Raw genomic sequence first — 18,575 nt, forward strand, 5'->3', positions numbered from 1 at the left:
AACCAAAAAAGCCATTCTTTCGAATGGCTTTCAATTTATGGATTGTTAGAATGTTTTATGTATTACAATTCTAAAGCTCTTTTAGCGTCACCTCCCATTAATACGTTTAATGGATCTTCTACCGCTTCTTTAACAGCAACTAAGAATCCTACAGATTCGCGTCCGTCGATGATACGGTGGTCATAAGATAAAGCAACATACATCATTGGAGCGATAACAATTTGTCCGTTTTTAACAACTGGACGCTCAACGATATTGTGCATTCCTAAGATACCTGATTGAGGTGGGTTGATGATTGGTGTAGACATCATAGATCCAAATACACCACCATTAGTGATTGTAAATGTACCTCCTGTCATTTCATCAACAGAAATTTTTCCGTCACGTACTTTGATTGCTAAATCTTTGATAGATTGCTCAACACCACGGAAAGTTAAGTTTTCTGCATTACGTACAACTGGCACCATTAAACCTTTTGGTCCTGATACTGCAACAGAAACGTCAGCAAAGTCAAATTTTACTTGGTAGTCACCGTCAATCATAGAGTTTACGTCTGGGTATAACTCTAATGCGCGTGTAACTGCTTTTGTAAAGAAAGACATGAATCCTAAACCAACACCGTGTTTAGCTTTGAATTCGTCTTTATATTGGTTACGTAAAGCAAAAATTGCAGACATATCAACTTCGTTGAATGTAGTTAACATTGCAGTTTCATTTTTAACAGAAACTAAACGTTGTGCAATTTTACGACGTAATGATGATAATTTTTTCTCTGATTGAGCACGAGTTCCTTGAGTAGAAGTTCCCATTGCTGGTGTAAAACGAGCTGCATCATCTTGAGTGATACGTCCGTCACGTCCTGAACCTTTTACTTGAGAAGCATCGATACCTTTTTCGTCTAAAACTTTTTTAGCCGCTGGAGATGGAGTTCCCGTAGCGTAAGTTGCAGCTGGAGCAGCAGGTGCTGGCGTAGCAACTGGAGCTGGAGCAGCTTTTACTTCTTCTTTAACCTCAGCTTTTGGTGCTTCTGCAGCTGGAGCGCTTCCTCCTTCTGGTTTAGCAGCTGATGTATCAATAAGACAAACAACTTGTCCTACTTCTACAACATCACCTTCTTCCGCTTTCAAAGTGATAATTCCACTTTCTTCTGCTGGTAATTCTAATGTTGCTTTATCTGAGTCAACCTCAGCAATTGCTTGGTCTTTTTCTACGTAATCACCGTCTTTTACTAACCACGTAGCGATCTCTACTTCTGTGATTGATTCCCCTGGTGATGGGACTTTCATTTCTAACATATCTATTAGCTTTATTTTTTAATTGAATACTTTATTAATTACCTCTTCGTAAATTGCAGCCCAACGTTTACTTGAACCTGGTGCTGTTGCAGCACTTTCTGCTGGAGAAACTACGTCGAATGGATATTTTCTTAACTTACGTAAGATATACATCCAAGCTCCCATATTTTCTGGTTCTTCTTGTGCCCAAACCAATTTAGCATTACCAAATTTAGAGATGATAACATCTACTTTTTCTTCATTTAAAGGATATAATTGCTCTAAACGAATAATTGCAGTTTCTTTATCACCTAATTCTTGGCGTTTTTTGTCTAAATCGTAGTAGATTTTTCCTGAACAGAAAACTACTTTTTTCACTTTTTTCGCATCTACTGTTACATCTTCGATGATTTCTTGGAAACCTCCATTTGCGAAATCTGCTAATGATGATACTGCTGATGGATGACGTAATAATGATTTTGGTGACATTACAACCAATGGTTTGCGGTAATCTGTTACAACCTGTCTTCTTAATGCGTGGAAGAAGTTAGCTGGAGTTGTGATATTTGCAACAAACATATTGTTACCAGCACACATTTGTAAGAAACGCTCTAAACGTGCTGAAGAGTGCTCTGCTCCTTGCCCTTCATATCCATGAGGCAATAACATTACTAAACCATTTTGTAATTTCCATTTATCTTCTGCTGCAGAAATATATTGGTCGATTACGATTTGCGCTCCATTCACGAAATCTCCAAATTGAGCTTCCCAAATAGTTAACGCTTTAGGATTTGCCATTGCATATCCATAATCAAAACCTAAAACTGCATACTCAGATAATAATGAATTATAGATTCTTAATTGACCTTGTTCATTATTGATATGGTTTAATAAGATAATTTCTTCTTCTGTGTCTTCAGTTTTTACAACCGCATGACGGTGAGAGAAAGTTCCACGTTCTACATCTTCCCCAGAAACACGCACGTTACGTCCGTCTGTTAAGATAGAACCGAAAGCTAAAGCTTCTCCTAATCCCCAGTCAATTTTATCTTCCTCAATCATTTTTCCACGTCCTTCAATTAAACGAGAAACTTTTTTGATTAATTTTTTACCTTCAGGAACTGTAGAAACAGCTTTTGCAATTTCTTTTAATTTTGCTTCGTCGTAAGAAGTATTTGCTTGTTCAAAAACTTTTGCATCATCAGCAATTTCAAATCCTTCCCACTCTTCTGGCATGAAAGGGAAAATGTGATTACGCTCAATTTCTTTAGAAGCTTCGAAATTCGTTTCTAATAGAGCTTTAAATTCTGCTTCTTTTTGTTTAACGATTTCTTCTCCTATTACACCTTCTTTTAATAATTTATCCTTGTAAATTTCACGAGGATTTGGGTGTTTAGCGATTAAGTTATATAATTTAGGTTGAGTGAATTTTGGTTCATCACCTTCGTTATGTCCATATTTACGGTATCCTAATAAATCGATGAATACATCAGAACCGAATTCTGCACGATAATCTGCTGCAAAACGGAAAGCGTGAACTACCGCTTCTACATCATCAGAATTTACATGCATTACAGGAGACAATGTTACTTTAGCAACATCTGTACAATATGTAGATGTACGCGCATCTAAATAGTTTGTTGTAAACCCAACTTGGTTATTTACCACAACGTGTACTGTACCACCTGTTTTATATCCGTCTAATCCTGCCATTTGAACAACCTCGTAAACGATTCCTTGTCCAGCTACAGCAGCATCACCATGAATTAAGATTGGAATAATTTTAGAATAATCATCTTTGTAATCTTCCTCAACTTTTGCACGTGTAATCCCTTCTACAACTGCATCTACAGTCTCTAAGTGAGATGGATTTGGTGCTAAATTGATTCGGATATCTTTTCCATTCAATGCTTTGATTTGATTTGATGATCCCATGTGATATTTAACATCACCAGCCATTAAATCTGTATCAAAAGCTTTTCCTTCGAATTCTGAAAAGATTTGAGAATATGATTTTCCAAAAATGTTAGCCAAAACATTCAAACGACCACGGTGAGCCATCCCTACGATAACCTCTTGTACGCCGTGATCTGCAGAACGGTTAATCAATGTATCCAAAGCAGGAATTAAAGATTCATTTCCTTCTACTGAGAAACGTTTTTGTCCAACATATTTCGTGTGCATAAAGTTTTCAAAAGCAGTTGCTTCATTCAACTTTTCTAAAACACGTTCTTTCTCCTCCTTAGATAATTTTGGTTGATTCAAGTTTTGGTTTAACCAATTCTGAATCCAATTAATTCTTTGAGGTTCTCTTACATACATATACTCGATTCCGATAGATTCGCAGTACATGTTTTCTAAGTGTCCAATGATTTCACGTAAAGTGATTGGTCCACCAATACCTAAAATTTCACCAGCATTGAATGTCAATCCTAAATCGGCATCTGTCAAACCGAAGTTCTTGATGTCTAATGAAGGTTCAAAAGTTCTACGCGCTCTAACTGGGTTAGTCTTAGTAAACAAATGTCCACGCGTACGGTAAGCATCAATCAAATTGATTACTTTAAATTCTTTCTGTACGTTGTCTGGAACTTGAGATACTACTGCAGGATTAACTACTGCTTGCGTTGTTTGACTAGCTTTGTTAGGAGCTGTTTGTGTTGCTGGTGCAAATAATGGCTCTCCATCATATGTTGCATTCGCAAAGTCATACCCTTGGAAAAAAGCTTTCCAACTTGGTTCAATACTATCCGGATATTGGACGTATTGATCATATAAGTCGCCTATAAACTCTAAATGAGCGGCATTTAAAAACGAAAAACGATCCATAAATTTTACTCTCTATGAGATTTAGCTACAAAAATAAACTATTTAAGGCTTTAAAAAAAATTACTTTCATCATATTTATCTTATCTCGCCATAAAAATATATTATAATCAAATAATCATTACATTTGATATAAATTTAAGAAAGATTTTACATTTAGATGAGAAATTTTCTAACAAAAAAAATAAACAAACGTTGGATTGGCTTCTTTATAATATTTGTGATTTTCGCTATTACAATATGGTCGAGTAATAAAATTGTACAAGAGCTAAAACGTGAAGAACACAAACGTGTAGAGAATTATGCGCGATCGTTAGAGTTGATAAGCTCATCAGAATTTTTAGATCCGAAAACGCAAGATTTTCTATTCAAATTAATTGAAGACAACAAATCAATTCCTGTTGCACTTGTAGACGAAAAAGGCATTATTGTAGACACCAAAAATATTGATGAATCGATCGTAAAAGATTCGGTTCAATTAAAAAAATATGTCAACAAAATGAAATCGTCCGAACAAACAATTGATGTTGAATTAATCGGAACTAAAAATTATGTTTATTTCAAAAATTCAAAACTTCTTAATCAATTACAATATTATCCACTCATCATTATTTTATTGATTTTATTGTTTTTTGGATTTTCATATTGGTATTTCAAAACAATTCGTGACACCGAAAAAAGTTATTTATGGGCCGGAATGGCAAAAGAAACAGCGCATCAAATTGGAACTCCACTTTCTTCTTTAATGGGTTGGGTCGAATTATTGAAATTGGAAGAAATCGATCAAACTTCGGTTATAGAAATTGAAAAAGATGTGAATCGATTGAAACATATTGCCGAACGTTTCTCGAAAATTGGTTCAATTTCTGAACTCAAACAAACTGATATTATTTCAACTTCCAAACAAACAGTGGATTATATTTCTCAACGCATTTCCAAAGGAATTGAAGTAAATTTTGTTACAGATGTAGAAGAATTTAATATTAATCTTAATTCTTCTTTATATAGTTGGGTTATCGAAAATTTGATGAAAAATGCAGCTGACGCCATGCAAAATAAGGGCGTTTTGGATATCGATATAAAAACGAAGGGTAAATTTGTTGAAATTTCTATTGCTGATACAGGTTCTGGAATTCCGACCAAATTACAGAAAAAGATTTTTCAACCTGGCTTTACAACCAAAAAACGTGGTTGGGGATTAGGATTATCATTAGCAAAACGAATTATCGAAGACTACCACAAAGGAAAAATATTTGTTTCCAAATCATCCAAAGAAATCGGAACTGAGTTTAAGATTTTATTGAAAAAATAATCAGAAATATTACAAAAAATCTTGATTATATAATAAGGTATACTTTTTATGATTTTGTTAGAGCGACAACTGTTTTGTAAAATTAATAATTATGAATGCAACAACTATTGAACAAGTGAATTCTAAATTGAAACAACTTCCTGAATCACTTTTGGAAGAAGTTGAGCGTTATATTGATTTTTTGACTTATAAACATAATCAAGAAACTGAATTTGAATTAAGTGACGAACAAAAAGAAATTTTGGATAATCGACTTAACGAGCTAAAAGAAAATTTCTTTAATGCAAAAGATGTATTGAAAGAATTGCACGAAAAATATGATTTATAAGATTAGAATTTGTTCTGAAGCTGCCCAAGATTTTGAATAAGCTCTTTCTTATTAGTCAAACTTTTCTACATCTGCGGCAAAATCTTATTTAGCTGAATTAACAAAAGTTTTGGAAACTTTGGAAATAATCATTTCTATCAAGTGAACTATAGAAATTTGCATTCAAAACCTTTTAGATCTTTTCCTTATTTGTTTTTTTTTGAAACTAATGAAGAAGAAAAAACTTTTTTATTTATGCAGTTCTTTAATGCGCATAGAATCCTACAAAATATCCAAAATAAAAAATGAGCTGAAAGTAAAACTTTTCAGCTCATTTTATTAATATTATTTTCTAATATCAAAATTCTAGTATCTCAGTACTAATTACTATTCTTTCACACCAATATAAATCTCTATTTCGGCATCAGCAGGATTTTGAGCTTTTTCGGTGTACAATTCTTAATCATATTTATACGTACAATTTAGATTTGCATCATAATTCCAAATTTCTGTCCAAGTTTTTCCAACTGCTTCATGCAATTCTCCTTTGGCAATATATTTTTTGAATGTTTGTGGCTCAAATTCTCGCCCAACCATCCCTTCTGGAATTTCATCTAAAGAAGAAACTTCGCAACCAATAATTGTCGTATATTTTCCTCTAAAATCACTTTCGTAATCTGTATAAAACCGAATAAATATTAGAGCTTATCGCATTCGGAATTTTAGCAATAATATTTTCTGCAAAAAATTGATGCCATAACTTTCCTAAATCTTCAATCGCTTGACTATTATTGTTAGATGTTTGGGTTGCAATTCCTATTATTTTTTAATGTATTCATTTTATTTTTTTTAAAATCCTAAAATCATTTTCGCAATCGAAAAGTAAATCAATAAACCAAAGATATCATTACTTGTTGTGATAAATGGACCTGTTGCAATAGCAGGATCAACACCATATTTATGCAACATAATTGGAATAAATGTCCCAATCAAACTTGCTAAAATCATTACAATTACTAAAGCTAATACAATGGTTGAAGAAATTTCGTAGCTTGCGCTCATCAAGAAATGCGTCGCCAATAAAAGTACAAAAGCTAATAATGAACTATTCAATAAAGCCAATAACATTTCTTTTCCTAATCTTTTCCAAATAGAACCCGAAATATTACTATTCGCCAAACCTTGCACAATAATCGCAGAAGATTGCACACCAACATTTCCTGCCATGGCGGCAACAAGCGGTGTAAAAAAGAATAATTGCGGATACAAATTCATCGCATCGCTAAAACTTTGCGACACATTAACAGCAACAAAACTACCTACCAAAGCCAATAAAAGCCAGGGTAGACGAGCACGAGTTAATTTTAAGATATTATCATCCGAATCGACATTTTGAGTAATCCCGGCTGCTAATTGATAATTTTCTTCAGCTTCTTCACGAATAACATCAATCACATCATCCACCGTAATTACACCTACCAAACGCATTAATTCATCTACAACAGGCACTTCATACAAATCATATTTTTCGATTACTTTTGCAACCTCCATATCTTTTGAATAAGTCTTTACATATTGGATCTTTTCATTGTAAACATCAGCAACTTTTGTATTTGCAGAAGTCGTCAATAAACGCTTTAAACTCAACGTTCCAAGTAATTTTTCATCTTCATCAACAACATAAATAGAGAAAACCTCTTCTAAATCCTCAGCTTGTTTTCGCATTTGTTTTACTGCTGTAATTACCGACCAATCTTTGTTGACTTTTATCAACTCTTTCCCCATCAAACCTCCAGCCGTATCTTCGTCATAACGTAAAAGATCTACAATTTCACGGGCATGTTCTTGGTCTTCTAATTGCGCAATTACCTCATCTTTCTTTTCATCAGAAAGCTCATTAATAACGTCAACAGCATCATCGGTATCCATCTCATTAATGACATCTTCAGCAATTTCTTTTGCAGTAAGCGTTTTCAGGAATTTGCGTCGATCATCTTCTTCTAATTCAAGAAGGATATCAGCAGAAATTTCATTATCGAGTAAATCAATTACAAAAGATTGTTCTTTGGTCGAAAGCTCATCAAACAATTCAGCAATATCGGCGGGGTGCAAATCTTGCAACATCTCCTTAACTGCTTTTGCATTTTGCTGATTAATACTTTCGTTTAAATGTTCAATAAAATCTTTTGTAATTTTTACCTCCATAATCTATTTCATTCTTTTCGTTAACTCAATAAAATCTTCGACAGATAATTGTTCTGCGCGCATATTCAAAAACTCGTGATCGTTTAAATCTTCAGGAATTCCCAAAGCTTTCAACGAATTACGAAGCGTTTTTCTTCTTTGTCCAAAACCAGCTTTTACCACTTGAAAAAACCGTTTTTGTTCGACTCCTTCAATTTCTGTTCGGTAGCGTTTCATAATAATAACGCCCGATTTCACTTTTGGTGGCGGTGTAAAAACGTGTTCTGGAACGGTGAACAAATATTCACAATGATAATAAGCTTGAGCTAATACAGAAAGTATACCATAATCTTTTGTACCTTTTTTGGATGCAATACGTTCTGCAACTTCTTTCTGAAACATTCCACAAACTTCGGGAACAGTGTAACGCTCTTCTAAAGCTTTAAAAATAATTTGCGAAGATATATTATACGGAAAATTTCCTAAAATAGCAATTTGTTCATCAAACTTTGATGAAAAGTCCATTTTCAAGAAATCTTCAGAATGAATTTTAAATCCTGGATAAAATGGTTGATAATATTCTTTTAAATATTCGACTGATTCTGTATCAATCTCCACAACCTCTATATTTTTCTTTGCTTGTAAAATATATTTTGTCAACACGCCCATTCCTGGACCAATTTCTAAGACACGATCATAGCCTTCCCAAGTTAACCCTTCAGCGATGTCTCGTGCAATATTTTCGTCATTCAAAAAATGCTGACCTAAATGTTTTTTAGCTTTTACTTTCAAAAATTCTAAATTTTAAGTTTTCTTTAACCAACTTACCGTAGAATATATACGGAATATCTTTCTTGCGAAATAAGTTTTTTTTATCTTAGCCCCAAAATTAACCCAAATGTCAAAAACGAACGATAAATTTGAGAAAAAAAGACTGCGATCTTCAAACATCACTGTTGTGATTAGTATTTCGCTTGTTTTATTTCTATTAGGTATTTTCGGCTTAATTGTCATTAATGCACAAAGTTACGCAGAACATCTAAAAAGAGAGTTAAAAATCGAGGCATATTTTAAAGATGTCGAAGATCCAAAATTAAAAGATAAGGAGCTTGATTTACAGAAATCTTATATCGATTCGTTGAAGGTGAAGTATCCTTTTGTTGAAGCTACACAGTATATCAGCAAAGAGGATGCAGCTAAAATTGCGAAAAAAGATTTGGGTACGGATGGTAGTGATTTCTTCGAAGAAAGTATTTTCCCTGCATCAGTTCAAATTACATTGAACCCTGCATTAATACAATCTGTTGAACAAATTGATTCTATTAATAAGGTATTGGCAAAAAATCCGATTGTAGACGAAGTAAAAAGTGACAAAGAAGCGATGGTAACGATTTACCACAGCATCAACAAAATTACTTTTTGGATTATGATTTTTGCTGTTATTTTCTTGGTAATCGTTGTTGTATTAATCAACAACTCTATACGTCTGAAAATTTACGCAAAACGTTTCAGCATCAAAACGATGCAATTAGTTGGTGCGCGTAGACGTTTTATTGTAAAACCTTTCTTGATAGAAGCCGCAGTTTTAGGTTTCTTAGCAGCATTTATTGCAGCAGTAGGATTAGGTTTCTTATGGTACATTTTAGCAACAAAAGTTGGTTTAGTACTTTGGAATCCAAGCTTCACTCCACTTATTATTATCTTAATTGGAATTGGAGTTGTTATTGCTGTTTTCAGTACATTGTTTGCTGCATGGCGTTATTTAAGATTAAAAACTGATCAACTTTATTAATGAAATCAAATTCTATCAATAAAACAAAAAAATCAGCATCTACAAACGATGCTGGTTTTACTTTTTTATTTGGAAAAAGAAATTACATTTTCATGGCAATTGGTGTTGCGCTAATTGGTCTTGGATTTTTATTGATGACAGGACACGATGCGAACACAAGACCCGATGGAACGTGGGATGCAAATTATTGGAACGACGAAATCTATTCTTTTCGTAGAATTAGATTAGCGCCTTTTTTAGTTGTTGTTGGTTTCATCGTCGAGATTTATGCCATTTTAATCAATCCGAATAAAGAAAAATAATGAATACTTTACAAGCAATTATTATTGCTATTATAGAAGGTCTTACCGAATATTTACCAATTTCTTCTACAGCACACATGGGATTCACAGCAGCTTTGATGGGGATGCCAGAAAGTGAATTCTTAAAAATGTTTCAAGTTTCGATACAATTTGGAGCAATTTTATCAATTGTCGTTTTATATTGGAAAAAATTCTTTGACTTCAAAAATTTCAATTTCAATTTTTACATCAAATTAGCTTGTGCGGTTATTCCTGCCCTTATATTAGGAAAATTATTTGATGATAAAATCGAAGCTGTTTTAGGAAATCAAGTTGCTATTTCTGGAATGTTAGTTTTCGGAGGAATCATTTTATTATTTGTAGACAAATGGTTCAAAAATCCTAAAATTAATGATGAAAAAGATATTACATTAAAACAAGCAATTATTATCGGTTTTTGGCAATGTTTGGCTATGATGCCTGGTACATCTCGTTCCGCCGCCTCGATCATTGGAGGTATGACACAAGGTTTATCTCGTAAAGCAGCTGCAGAATTTTCTTTCTTTTTAGCAGTTCCGACAATGTTAGCGGTTACAGTTTATTCTATTTTTGTTAAAACTTGGGGAGAAGATACTGCAACACCAATGAAAGGTTACGAAATGATTTTGCAAGATCAAAACCATATTATATTATTCTTAATTGGAAATGTTGTCGCATTTATTGTAGCATTAATCGCAGTAAAAACATTTATTGCAGTTTTAACAAAATACGGTTTCAAATTTTGGGGGTTTTACAGAATTATCATCGGAATTATTTTATTGATTTATTTCTCTTACAATTCTCCAACACAAGCAGAAAAAGACAATGCCGCTTCAGTAGAAACTACAATGATTCAGCACAAATAAGATGAACGTAGAAAAAATACAAGAAGGTCACGTTTTTTTGATTGATAAACCACTTGATTGGACATCTTTTGATGTCGTAAATAAGATACGTTGGAACATTAGAAAAGCATATAATTTAAAGAAAATAAAAGTTGGACATGCTGGGACTTTAGATCCAAAAGCTACTGGACTTTTATTGGTTTGTACAGGAAAATGGACAAAACGCATTGATGAATTTCAGGCGCAAGAAAAGTCCTATACAGGTACAATCAAATTAGGTGTAACGACGCCTACATATGATTTGGAATCGGAAGAAGATCAAACTTTTCCTACTGAACATATCACAGAAGAAATCATTCACGAAGCAACGAAGCAATTTATTGGAGAAATTGAACAATTTCCGCCAATGCATTCAGCGGTAAAAGTAGATGGAAAACGTTTGTATGAATTAGCTCGCGAAGGTCAAGAAATAGAACGTAAAGCACGTAAAATAACGATTCACGATTTTAAAATTACAAAAATAGATTTACCTTTTGTCGATTTTGAAGTGAATTGTAGCAAAGGAACCTATATTCGTTCTTTGGCTTTTGATTTTGGAAAAGCAATTAATTCGGGTGGATATTTAACAGCACTTCGTCGTACAAAAATTGGCGAATTTGATGTCATCAATGCTGAAAATTTCGCTTTAGAAAAAAGTTATTTCGAAGAAGAAAATACAACAGAAGAAGTATAAAATTAAAAAAGCTTGGACAAATGTTCAAGCTTTTTTTATCTATAAAGTGATTAATACTTTATTTATTTCATCGCTCACTAATTTTGGCTTTTGCATCACCATAATATGTGTTCCGCCTTCTATTTGTATTGCATCTTTGATATATTCAATCGGAAAAACAATATCTTTTGTACCATGAATATGTGTGATATTTTCTTCGTGATAAGCTGTAGAATGTTCCCAGTTTACAATCTTATGAATCGACCAACTTAAATATTCTTTGTTTCGAAACTCAAAAATATCGTCAATATTATCTTTATCACGATCCGTATAATACAATTTTCGCATCATCATGTACGAAAATGTTCGGTCTGAAGTTAAAAAACTCATCGGAATTATTTTATGCGCATTAATAGAAGCCGAAAATCGAAATAACTTCGGAAGCTCTGCCCTACTCTTCACTGTCGAAATCAGAAATGTATGTTTTGGATTGATAAAACGATTCATTTCCTGCACAATTATTCCACCAAAAGATAATCCCATCAAAAGAAAATCTTCTATGGGATTTATTTTATCTAACAATCTTTCAGTATAATGAGCCAAAGTTTCATCTTTTTCTGGATCTAACCAAGGAATATAAACTTGCTCAAAATCTTGTTCCAAGCGTAGATTTCGAAAAGCATTTGCGTTTGCGCCTAATCCACTTACTTGATAAATTTTCATACCTAAATTTATAATATATCTTTTTTCTTTGAATAATCTGTTGGACGAACTCCAATTACTTTTTGGAATGTATTACTAAACGTCGGCAAACTATTGTAACCAACCATTGTCGAAATTTCACTGATTGAATACGTATTATCAATTAACAATTGTAAAGCGCGTAACATTCTTAAAATAGTGAAATATTGAACAAATGTCATATTCAAATCTTTTTGGAATAATCGTGATAATGATCGTTCAGAGAATCCGAATTCGGCTGTAATTTTCTTCATTGTAATCGAAGAATCCATATTATCATCTAAGAATTGAACGATTTTTTTCAGACGTTCGTCGTGTGGTAATGGAAGAGCTAATCGTAAACTACTTTTGCTTACTTTAGGTAATATTTCTTTAAAAGCTTGTGCAATTACATATTCGCTTCTATTTTCTGGAAGAATATCTCCTTTCCATTGGTTAGAAAATAATAAAAGCTCTAACAACAATCCATCAGCAGGATAGATTCCTACTTTTTTATAAAACGAATTATCACTTTCATTAATAGGGAAATATAAATTTCTCATAATCACCTCTGGTGTATTTGGGTGTATACTATGTTCCACATGAGGCGGTATCCACATATAGTGTCTTGCAGGTAAATAAAAAGTATCTTTTCCTATTTTTACATAAACTATTCCTCCCTCACAATAAAGAAATTGCGCTTTGTTATGTTTATGTTCTACCACGTATGCTTCCGAAATTTCCTTATGGTAACAGAAAATTGAGGTTGGTAATTTGTCAATTTCGGTTAGGTAATATCGTGTTTCGAACTTATTATCCAAATGTATATTCATAGTTTCTTTAATCTGCGAACTAATATAATAATTTATTTGATATGATGTATAATGTACACAAATAAAAATGTCCGAAATAGATAATTATTTGACTATTTTTAATATTAACTTTTTATTAATTAATCCAATATTTGTAACTCCCTTCGTTCAGAAGGGAACAATTATTGAATAGTATTAGAAAGAAAAAGTTGCATTATGTTGGAAAGAATAAAATTAACTAACCTACAGTCAAAAGTAATGACAGCAGAGGAGTCTGCCAAATTTTTTGAAGATGGAATGACTGTTGGTTCTAGTGGTTTTACAAGAGGAGGCGATACTAAAGTTGTATTAAAAGCTGTTGCTGAGCGTGCCAAATCTGAAAATTTAAAAATCACTTTAGTAACAGGAGCTTCATTAGGACATGGTACAGACGCAGCTTTAGTAGAAAGTGGAGCATTAAAAAAACGTTTACCATTCCAAGTAGATACTGTAATGCGTAAAAATATAAATGCAGGTAATGTTTTATTTATCGATCAGCATTTAGGAGAAACTGCTGAGCATATTTTAGATGGACAATTTAAAATTAATTTAGGTGTTTTAGAAGTTGCTGAAATTTTAGATGATGGTTCTTTAGTACCTACTACTTCTATCGGTAATAATGCAGAAATTGCTGCAAATGCAGACAAATTAATCATTGAGATTAACACATCTATTCCTACAAATATCAAAGGTATTCACGATATTTATAGTGTAGAAGAATATGGAAAACGTACTCCAATTAACATCACTACTTGTGATACAAAAATTGGAACAGAAACAATAAAAGTAGATCCTTCTAAAATTGTTGGAATTGTTTTTCACGACATTCAAGATGCTCCAGGAGACATTCAACCAGCTGATGAAGCGACTGCTGCAATTGCTCAAAACATTGTGAAATTCTTCGAAAATGAAGTTGAAGAAGGTCGTCTTACAAAATCATTAATGCCATTACAATGTGGTATTGGTAAAGTTGCAAACGCCGTTTTAGGTGGTTTAGAACATTCTGATTTTGAAGATTTAGTCATGTATTCAGAAGTTTTACAAGATTCTACATTTGACTTAATTGATTCTGGAAAAATGAAGTTTGCTTCGGCATCTTCTATGACAGTTTCTCAAGAATGTTATGACCGTGTTATAGGAAACATCGACAATTATAAAGATAAAATTGTTTTACGTCCTCAATCTATTTCTAACTCTGCCGAAGTTATTCGTCGTTTAGGAATTATTGGAATCAATACATCTTTAGAGTGTGATATTTATGGTAACGTAAACTCAACTCATGTTTCTGGTACACACATGATGAATGGTATTGGAGGTTCTGGAGATTTTGCTCGTAATGCATTTATCTCAATCTTTGTTACTGCTTCTATCGCAAAAGGTGGAAATATTTCGTCTATCGTTCCGATGGTTTCTCATCACGATCACACAGAACATGATGTAGATATTATTGTTACAGAGCAAGGCTTAGCCGATTTAAGAGGTTTAGCACCACGCGAAAGAGCAATCGAAATTATCAACAACTGTGTTCATCCAGATTATAAAGGTGAATTATTATCTTATTTCGAAAGAGCTTGTGCAGAAAGAGGTGGTCAAACGCCACATATCTTAGAAGAAGCGTTCTCTTGGCACACAAGATTGAAACAAACAGGTTCTATGAAAAAAGAAGAATTATTAGTTTTAAATCATTAGAATAATAAATAATAAGACTATACTTTTTCAAAAAGCATAATTCAGAATTTCTGGATTGTGCTTTTTTTGTGAAATAATGTAACTTTGTTAGAAGTCTAAGAAAAATGAAAAAAATACTTTTAATAACACTACCATTGACAACTTTTTTTTGCGTGTCAATCTAATAAAAACGAAAATCAGAATTTAGAACAAATTGATAAAAAATCAGCTCGTGAAGTTGTATTAACAACCGAAACGAAAGGCGATTCTGTTTTACATATTACCAAACAAAAAATTTGGTCAAACGATTTGATAATTGCAGAGAAAGTAGATACTTTGATTACGCACAAACAATATACACCTACCGATTCTACCAAAATTCCTATTTACGTAACTATTCAATAATCTATCATGAATAAAAGAGAAAAAAGAGCAAGTAAAGTCGTGACTTTAGTGTTAATTTCGTCGGTTCTTAGTTCGTGTATGAATCGTGAAGAAGCGCCTGTTACAAACAATGCACAAAAGGTATATATGCGTGCAGATTCTACTGCACCTTACACAGATGTCACGTCAAATTATTCGTCGCATTCTGGTGGTTCGCATCACGGCGGAATGGGAAGTTCGTTACTGTGGTTTATGGCTTTTCGTAGCTTAACTGGTGGCGGAATGGGCTATGCAAGTCAAGGTTTGCATCAACAATCTAATGTCGGAACAAACGCGGCAAAAGCGCAAGCGTATAAAAGTCAAACTGTTCGCGGTGGATTCGGAAAATCTGCTTCTTCTCGTTCAGTTTCATCTTAAACTAATTTTATGCAATTAAAAAGAATAAAAGCGGACGAAAACTGGCAAAAAAGGTTAGAAAATATCGGCTTTGGTTATCATACAGACGAAAATAAACAAACCTATTGGGTAGAAGATTATTACTATTCTATTTCGGAAAAAGAAGCGGATAAAATCTTTGAAGCGACAAACGAATTGTGGGGAATGTGCTTGAATGCTGTCGTACATGTGATTCTAAATAATCGTTTGGACGAATTTAAAATTCCAAAATTTATTCAACCTTATTTGAATGATACATGGGAAAATGATGCGCCAAGTATTTATGGACGTTTTGATTTTGCATATGATAATGATCAATTGAAAATGTTAGAATTCAATGCTGATACGCCAACTTCGTTGTTCGAATGTGGTGTTGTACAATGGCTTTGGATGGAAAATTATTTTGGAGAAACGAAAGATCAATTCAATTCTGTTCATGATAAATTAATTGAAACATGGAAAATGTTAAAAACTTATTTGAAAGGTGAAACCTTACATTTTTCTTGTGTAAGAGAATCGTTAGAAGATTTGACGAATATCGAATATATCAGAGATTGCGCGATACAGGCCGGAATTAATACCAAATTAATTTATGTAGACGAAATCGGTTGGAATAATGTCAATTTTGTTGATTTAGAAGAAGAACCTATTACAGATATTTTCAAACTTTATCCGTGGGAATGGATGATGGACGAGTTGTTTGCATACAACATCAAAAATGATGAAATCAACGCAAATTGGATAGAACCTGTTTGGAAAATGATTCTTTCAAACAAAGCTATTTTACCAATTTTATGGGAATTGTATCCAGATCATCCATTATTATTAGAAGCTTATACAGATTCACCAAAAGAGATGAAGAATTATGTCAAAAAACCATTGTTATCTCGTGAAGGTGCAAATGTAGAAATTGTAAAAAACGGAACTATTTCGGAGCAAACTTCAGGAGAATATGGCGAAGAAGGTTTTATTTATCAAGCTTTGGCTAATTTACATCATGAAGAAACAGGTTATACCATTATCGGAAGTTGGATTATTGGACAAGAATCGTGTGGAATTACGTTCCGCGAAAGTGACCAATTTATTACAACCGATAAAAGTCGTTTTGTTCCGCATATTATTGAGTAAAATATTTAAAACCAAAAAGTCTAATTCCACTTCGAATTAGACTTTTTTTAGTTTAAACAAAATCAAACAATTACCTTAAAAATTGTAAATAGTTTAAAAATTAATAGGTTTCATCATATTTTATTTATAAATTAAAAAAAGATTTTATTAAAATGTTTTATCAATTAAAGGTTTAAGAAATAAAACATTAGATAATTTTTTACGAATCAAAACCAACTTAATACAAACTAAAAAGTAGAAATATGGATTTTTTAGATGATTTGTTTAACTCTTCAACCCTTCCCACAGAGCGCATTTCGCGTATGCTCGAAGAAGATTTGTTTTGGCAAATTATAGAAAATTCTTTGCTCAATGCCATTAATTTGCAAGATCAAGAAAAGGCTTTGGCACAAGAATTAGAAGATCTAACTGCCGAGGATATTATTGGTTTTCAACTTCGATTAGAGTTCTATTCGTATTCATTACATTCGCCTGAAATATGGTGTGCGGCTTGTATTATGAATGACGATACAGATCCTACGCATTTCTATTATTTCAAAAATTGGATTATTTCACAAGGACAAGAATTGTTTGAAAAGGCAATTTTGAATCCTGATAATTTAGCCGATTATTTTAACGAAGGCTTTAACGAAGATGATTTATATGAATTTGAAGATTTTCATTTAATCGCTGATGATGTTTTCTACGAAAAATTTGAACACAAGATTATTGACTTTGTAGATAAAGAATGTTTTAAATTTTATACCGAAAAATCTCCAAAACCTGATTTTGATTGGGATGACGAAAATTTAACCAATTTGCAAATCATTTGTCCAAGATTATTCAAAGTTTTTATCGAAGATTATTCTCCAGACGACGACGAAATGGAAGATGATTTTGATGATGAAGACGAGTTTTTATAATGATAAAATTTAATACCCATTTTATTCCTTTAAGGGAAGATAGTGCTCTAAGGAAAATTGTCACATTAATTTCAGTAGTTGCCTATTTCTTTTTTATATTAATAGGATATAGCGCTTTCAATTATTTTTTAATTTCTGGACTTATTATAGTTCAACTTTATTTTATAATTAGTGATAGTAAAGAGTCTTATGAATTTAATAACAACAGACTTATTTATACTAATTTAGTATATAAGAAAGCGATAGATTTCACAAGCTTTAGTATTACAAATGGTGAATATAAAGATTCTTATAAAAGGAAATCTAATGGACAATTAATCCAATTGTATACTGATAATAAAATAGTTTGTCGTATTAAAGAAGTTCATAATAAATATGTGTTTGATGAGATTCTATCTTATTTAAAAACTAATTATCCTGAAATAAAAAAGAATGAAGATTTTGAAATAAGTTTTGTAGAAAAAGAATATATTATAATTACATCATTGATTTTCTCCTCTTTAATAATATTTATTTTATCTTTTAGCATAGAAAATTATCAGCCTGATAAAATACAAGAATACAAAACCATTAAAGGTCATATGGCTTATCAGCCAGAAATAGATTTTAGTGGAAAAAGGAAAAATCGAAAAGAATATTTAATCTTTAAATTAAAAGAATATCCTCAAATAAATTTCAATTTACAATATGAAAATTTCAATAAAATTAATGGATATGAATTTGTTAAAACAAATCATCAAAATAATTTGATTGAATTCGAAATTTTTAAAGAGGATAATGATTACAAAATCAAAAAACTGGCACAACTGTAATCTTCCCTAAAAAACGGAACGTTTAAAAATATAGTTTATTAACTTAGGGATAATTATGAAACAAAGCAATTTTACAGAAGTTCAGATCGTCAAGATCTTATCA

18 protein-coding genes are annotated in these 18,575 nt (G+C 32.3%); 11 read left to right on the forward strand and 7 right to left on the reverse strand.

Features of this window, described 5'->3' with window-relative positions:
• Positions 1–62: 62 nt before the first annotated feature.
• Together odhB and B3I31_RS08650 are read right to left on the reverse strand one after the other, a co-directional pair.
• Positions 63–1,295: a 2-oxoglutarate dehydrogenase complex dihydrolipoyllysine-residue succinyltransferase gene (gene odhB / locus B3I31_RS08645; protein WP_185096030.1), complete on the reverse strand. Its 1,233-nt coding sequence runs from the start codon at positions 1,293–1,295 to the stop codon at positions 63–65.
• A gap of 18 nt (positions 1,296–1,313) precedes the next feature.
• Entirely contained in the window at positions 1,314–4,103 is a 2,790-nt protein-coding gene (locus tag B3I31_RS08650; RefSeq protein ID WP_291059105.1) for a 2-oxoglutarate dehydrogenase E1 component, read from the reverse strand.
• Between the two features lie 157 nt (positions 4,104–4,260).
• Between B3I31_RS08650 and B3I31_RS08655 the strand changes: the two genes are divergently transcribed.
• Both B3I31_RS08655 and B3I31_RS08660 read left to right on the forward strand, forming a co-directional pair.
• A complete protein-coding gene (locus B3I31_RS08655) occupies positions 4,261–5,412 on the forward strand; it encodes a sensor histidine kinase (RefSeq protein ID WP_291059107.1) in 1,152 nt (383 codons plus the stop codon).
• Positions 5,413–5,503: 91 nt separating this feature from the next.
• Positions 5,504–5,740: a DUF2281 domain-containing protein gene (locus tag B3I31_RS08660; RefSeq protein ID WP_291059109.1), complete on the forward strand. Its 237-nt coding sequence runs from the start codon at positions 5,504–5,506 to the stop codon at positions 5,738–5,740.
• 438 nt (positions 5,741–6,178) lie between these two features.
• Here B3I31_RS08660 and B3I31_RS14625 read toward each other — a convergent pair whose 3' ends face one another.
• The 3 genes from B3I31_RS14625 to rsmA form a co-directional block, all read right to left on the reverse strand.
• The gene (locus tag B3I31_RS14625) at positions 6,179–6,418 is read right to left on the reverse strand and encodes a GyrI-like domain-containing protein (protein ID WP_409450809.1); all 240 of its coding nucleotides are present in this window, start codon (positions 6,416–6,418) and stop codon (positions 6,179–6,181) included.
• 150 nt (positions 6,419–6,568) lie between these two features.
• Complete coding sequence (gene mgtE, locus B3I31_RS08670; protein ID WP_221855313.1) at positions 6,569–7,924, reverse strand: magnesium transporter; 1,356 nt, start codon at positions 7,922–7,924, stop codon at positions 6,569–6,571.
• Positions 7,925–7,927: 3 nt separating this feature from the next.
• Complete coding sequence (gene rsmA / locus B3I31_RS08675; RefSeq protein WP_038332430.1) at positions 7,928–8,695, reverse strand: 16S rRNA (adenine(1518)-N(6)/adenine(1519)-N(6))-dimethyltransferase RsmA; 768 nt, start codon at positions 8,693–8,695, stop codon at positions 7,928–7,930.
• A gap of 106 nt (positions 8,696–8,801) precedes the next feature.
• Here rsmA and B3I31_RS08680 point away from each other — a divergent pair, with 106 nt between their 5' ends.
• The 4 genes from B3I31_RS08680 to truB are packed head-to-tail and all read left to right on the forward strand — an operon-like array spanning position 8,802 to position 11,593.
• Positions 8,802–9,695, forward strand: coding sequence for a cell division protein FtsX (locus tag B3I31_RS08680; protein ID WP_221855311.1), 894 nt, complete (start codon positions 8,802–8,804; stop codon positions 9,693–9,695).
• A complete protein-coding gene (locus B3I31_RS08685) occupies positions 9,695–9,997 on the forward strand; it encodes a DUF3098 domain-containing protein (RefSeq protein WP_291087921.1) in 303 nt (100 codons plus the stop codon). The genes B3I31_RS08680 and B3I31_RS08685 overlap by 1 nt, the downstream gene beginning before the upstream one ends.
• On the forward strand, positions 9,997–10,881 hold the full coding sequence (locus B3I31_RS08690) for an undecaprenyl-diphosphate phosphatase (protein WP_291062778.1): 885 nt from the start codon (positions 9,997–9,999) through the stop codon (positions 10,879–10,881). The genes B3I31_RS08685 and B3I31_RS08690 overlap by 1 nt, the downstream gene beginning before the upstream one ends.
• A gap of 1 nt (position 10,882) precedes the next feature.
• Positions 10,883–11,593 (forward strand): tRNA pseudouridine(55) synthase TruB, encoded by a 711-nt coding sequence (gene truB, locus B3I31_RS08695; RefSeq protein WP_291059113.1) that lies wholly within the window; start codon positions 10,883–10,885, stop codon positions 11,591–11,593.
• Between the two features lie 39 nt (positions 11,594–11,632).
• On the opposite strand, the gene B3I31_RS08700 is transcribed toward truB, so the two are convergent.
• Together B3I31_RS08700 and B3I31_RS08705 are read right to left on the reverse strand one after the other, a co-directional pair.
• Complete coding sequence (locus tag B3I31_RS08700) at positions 11,633–12,295, reverse strand: alpha/beta fold hydrolase (RefSeq protein WP_291059115.1); 663 nt, start codon at positions 12,293–12,295, stop codon at positions 11,633–11,635.
• 8 nt (positions 12,296–12,303) lie between these two features.
• On the reverse strand, positions 12,304–13,125 hold the full coding sequence (locus tag B3I31_RS08705) for an AraC family transcriptional regulator (RefSeq protein ID WP_291059117.1): 822 nt from the start codon (positions 13,123–13,125) through the stop codon (positions 12,304–12,306).
• Positions 13,126–13,320: 195 nt separating this feature from the next.
• Here B3I31_RS08705 and B3I31_RS08710 point away from each other — a divergent pair, with 195 nt between their 5' ends.
• The 5 genes from B3I31_RS08710 to B3I31_RS08730 all read left to right on the forward strand — a co-directional run bounded on the left by B3I31_RS08710 (position 13,321) and on the right by B3I31_RS08730 (position 18,472).
• Positions 13,321–14,832: a succinate CoA transferase gene (locus B3I31_RS08710; protein ID WP_291062775.1), complete on the forward strand. Its 1,512-nt coding sequence runs from the start codon at positions 13,321–13,323 to the stop codon at positions 14,830–14,832.
• 390 nt (positions 14,833–15,222) lie between these two features.
• Positions 15,223–15,612: a hypothetical protein gene (locus B3I31_RS08715; protein ID WP_125349731.1), complete on the forward strand. Its 390-nt coding sequence runs from the start codon at positions 15,223–15,225 to the stop codon at positions 15,610–15,612.
• Positions 15,613–15,621: 9 nt separating this feature from the next.
• Positions 15,622–16,758 carry a glutathionylspermidine synthase family protein gene (locus tag B3I31_RS08720; protein ID WP_291059119.1) on the forward strand — a complete coding sequence of 379 codons (1,137 nt, stop codon included), beginning with the start codon at positions 15,622–15,624 and terminating at the stop codon, positions 16,756–16,758.
• 242 nt (positions 16,759–17,000) lie between these two features.
• Positions 17,001–17,660: a DUF4240 domain-containing protein gene (locus B3I31_RS08725; RefSeq protein WP_291059121.1), complete on the forward strand. Its 660-nt coding sequence runs from the start codon at positions 17,001–17,003 to the stop codon at positions 17,658–17,660.
• Complete coding sequence (locus B3I31_RS08730) at positions 17,660–18,472, forward strand: hypothetical protein (protein ID WP_291087924.1); 813 nt, start codon at positions 17,660–17,662, stop codon at positions 18,470–18,472. The genes B3I31_RS08725 and B3I31_RS08730 overlap by 1 nt, the downstream gene beginning before the upstream one ends.
• The last annotated feature ends 103 nt before the right edge of the window (positions 18,473–18,575 follow it).

Source organism: Empedobacter sp. UBA3475 (assembly GCF_002378465.1).
GTDB classification, from domain to species: Bacteria; Bacteroidota; Bacteroidia; order Flavobacteriales; family Weeksellaceae; genus Empedobacter; species Empedobacter falsenii_B.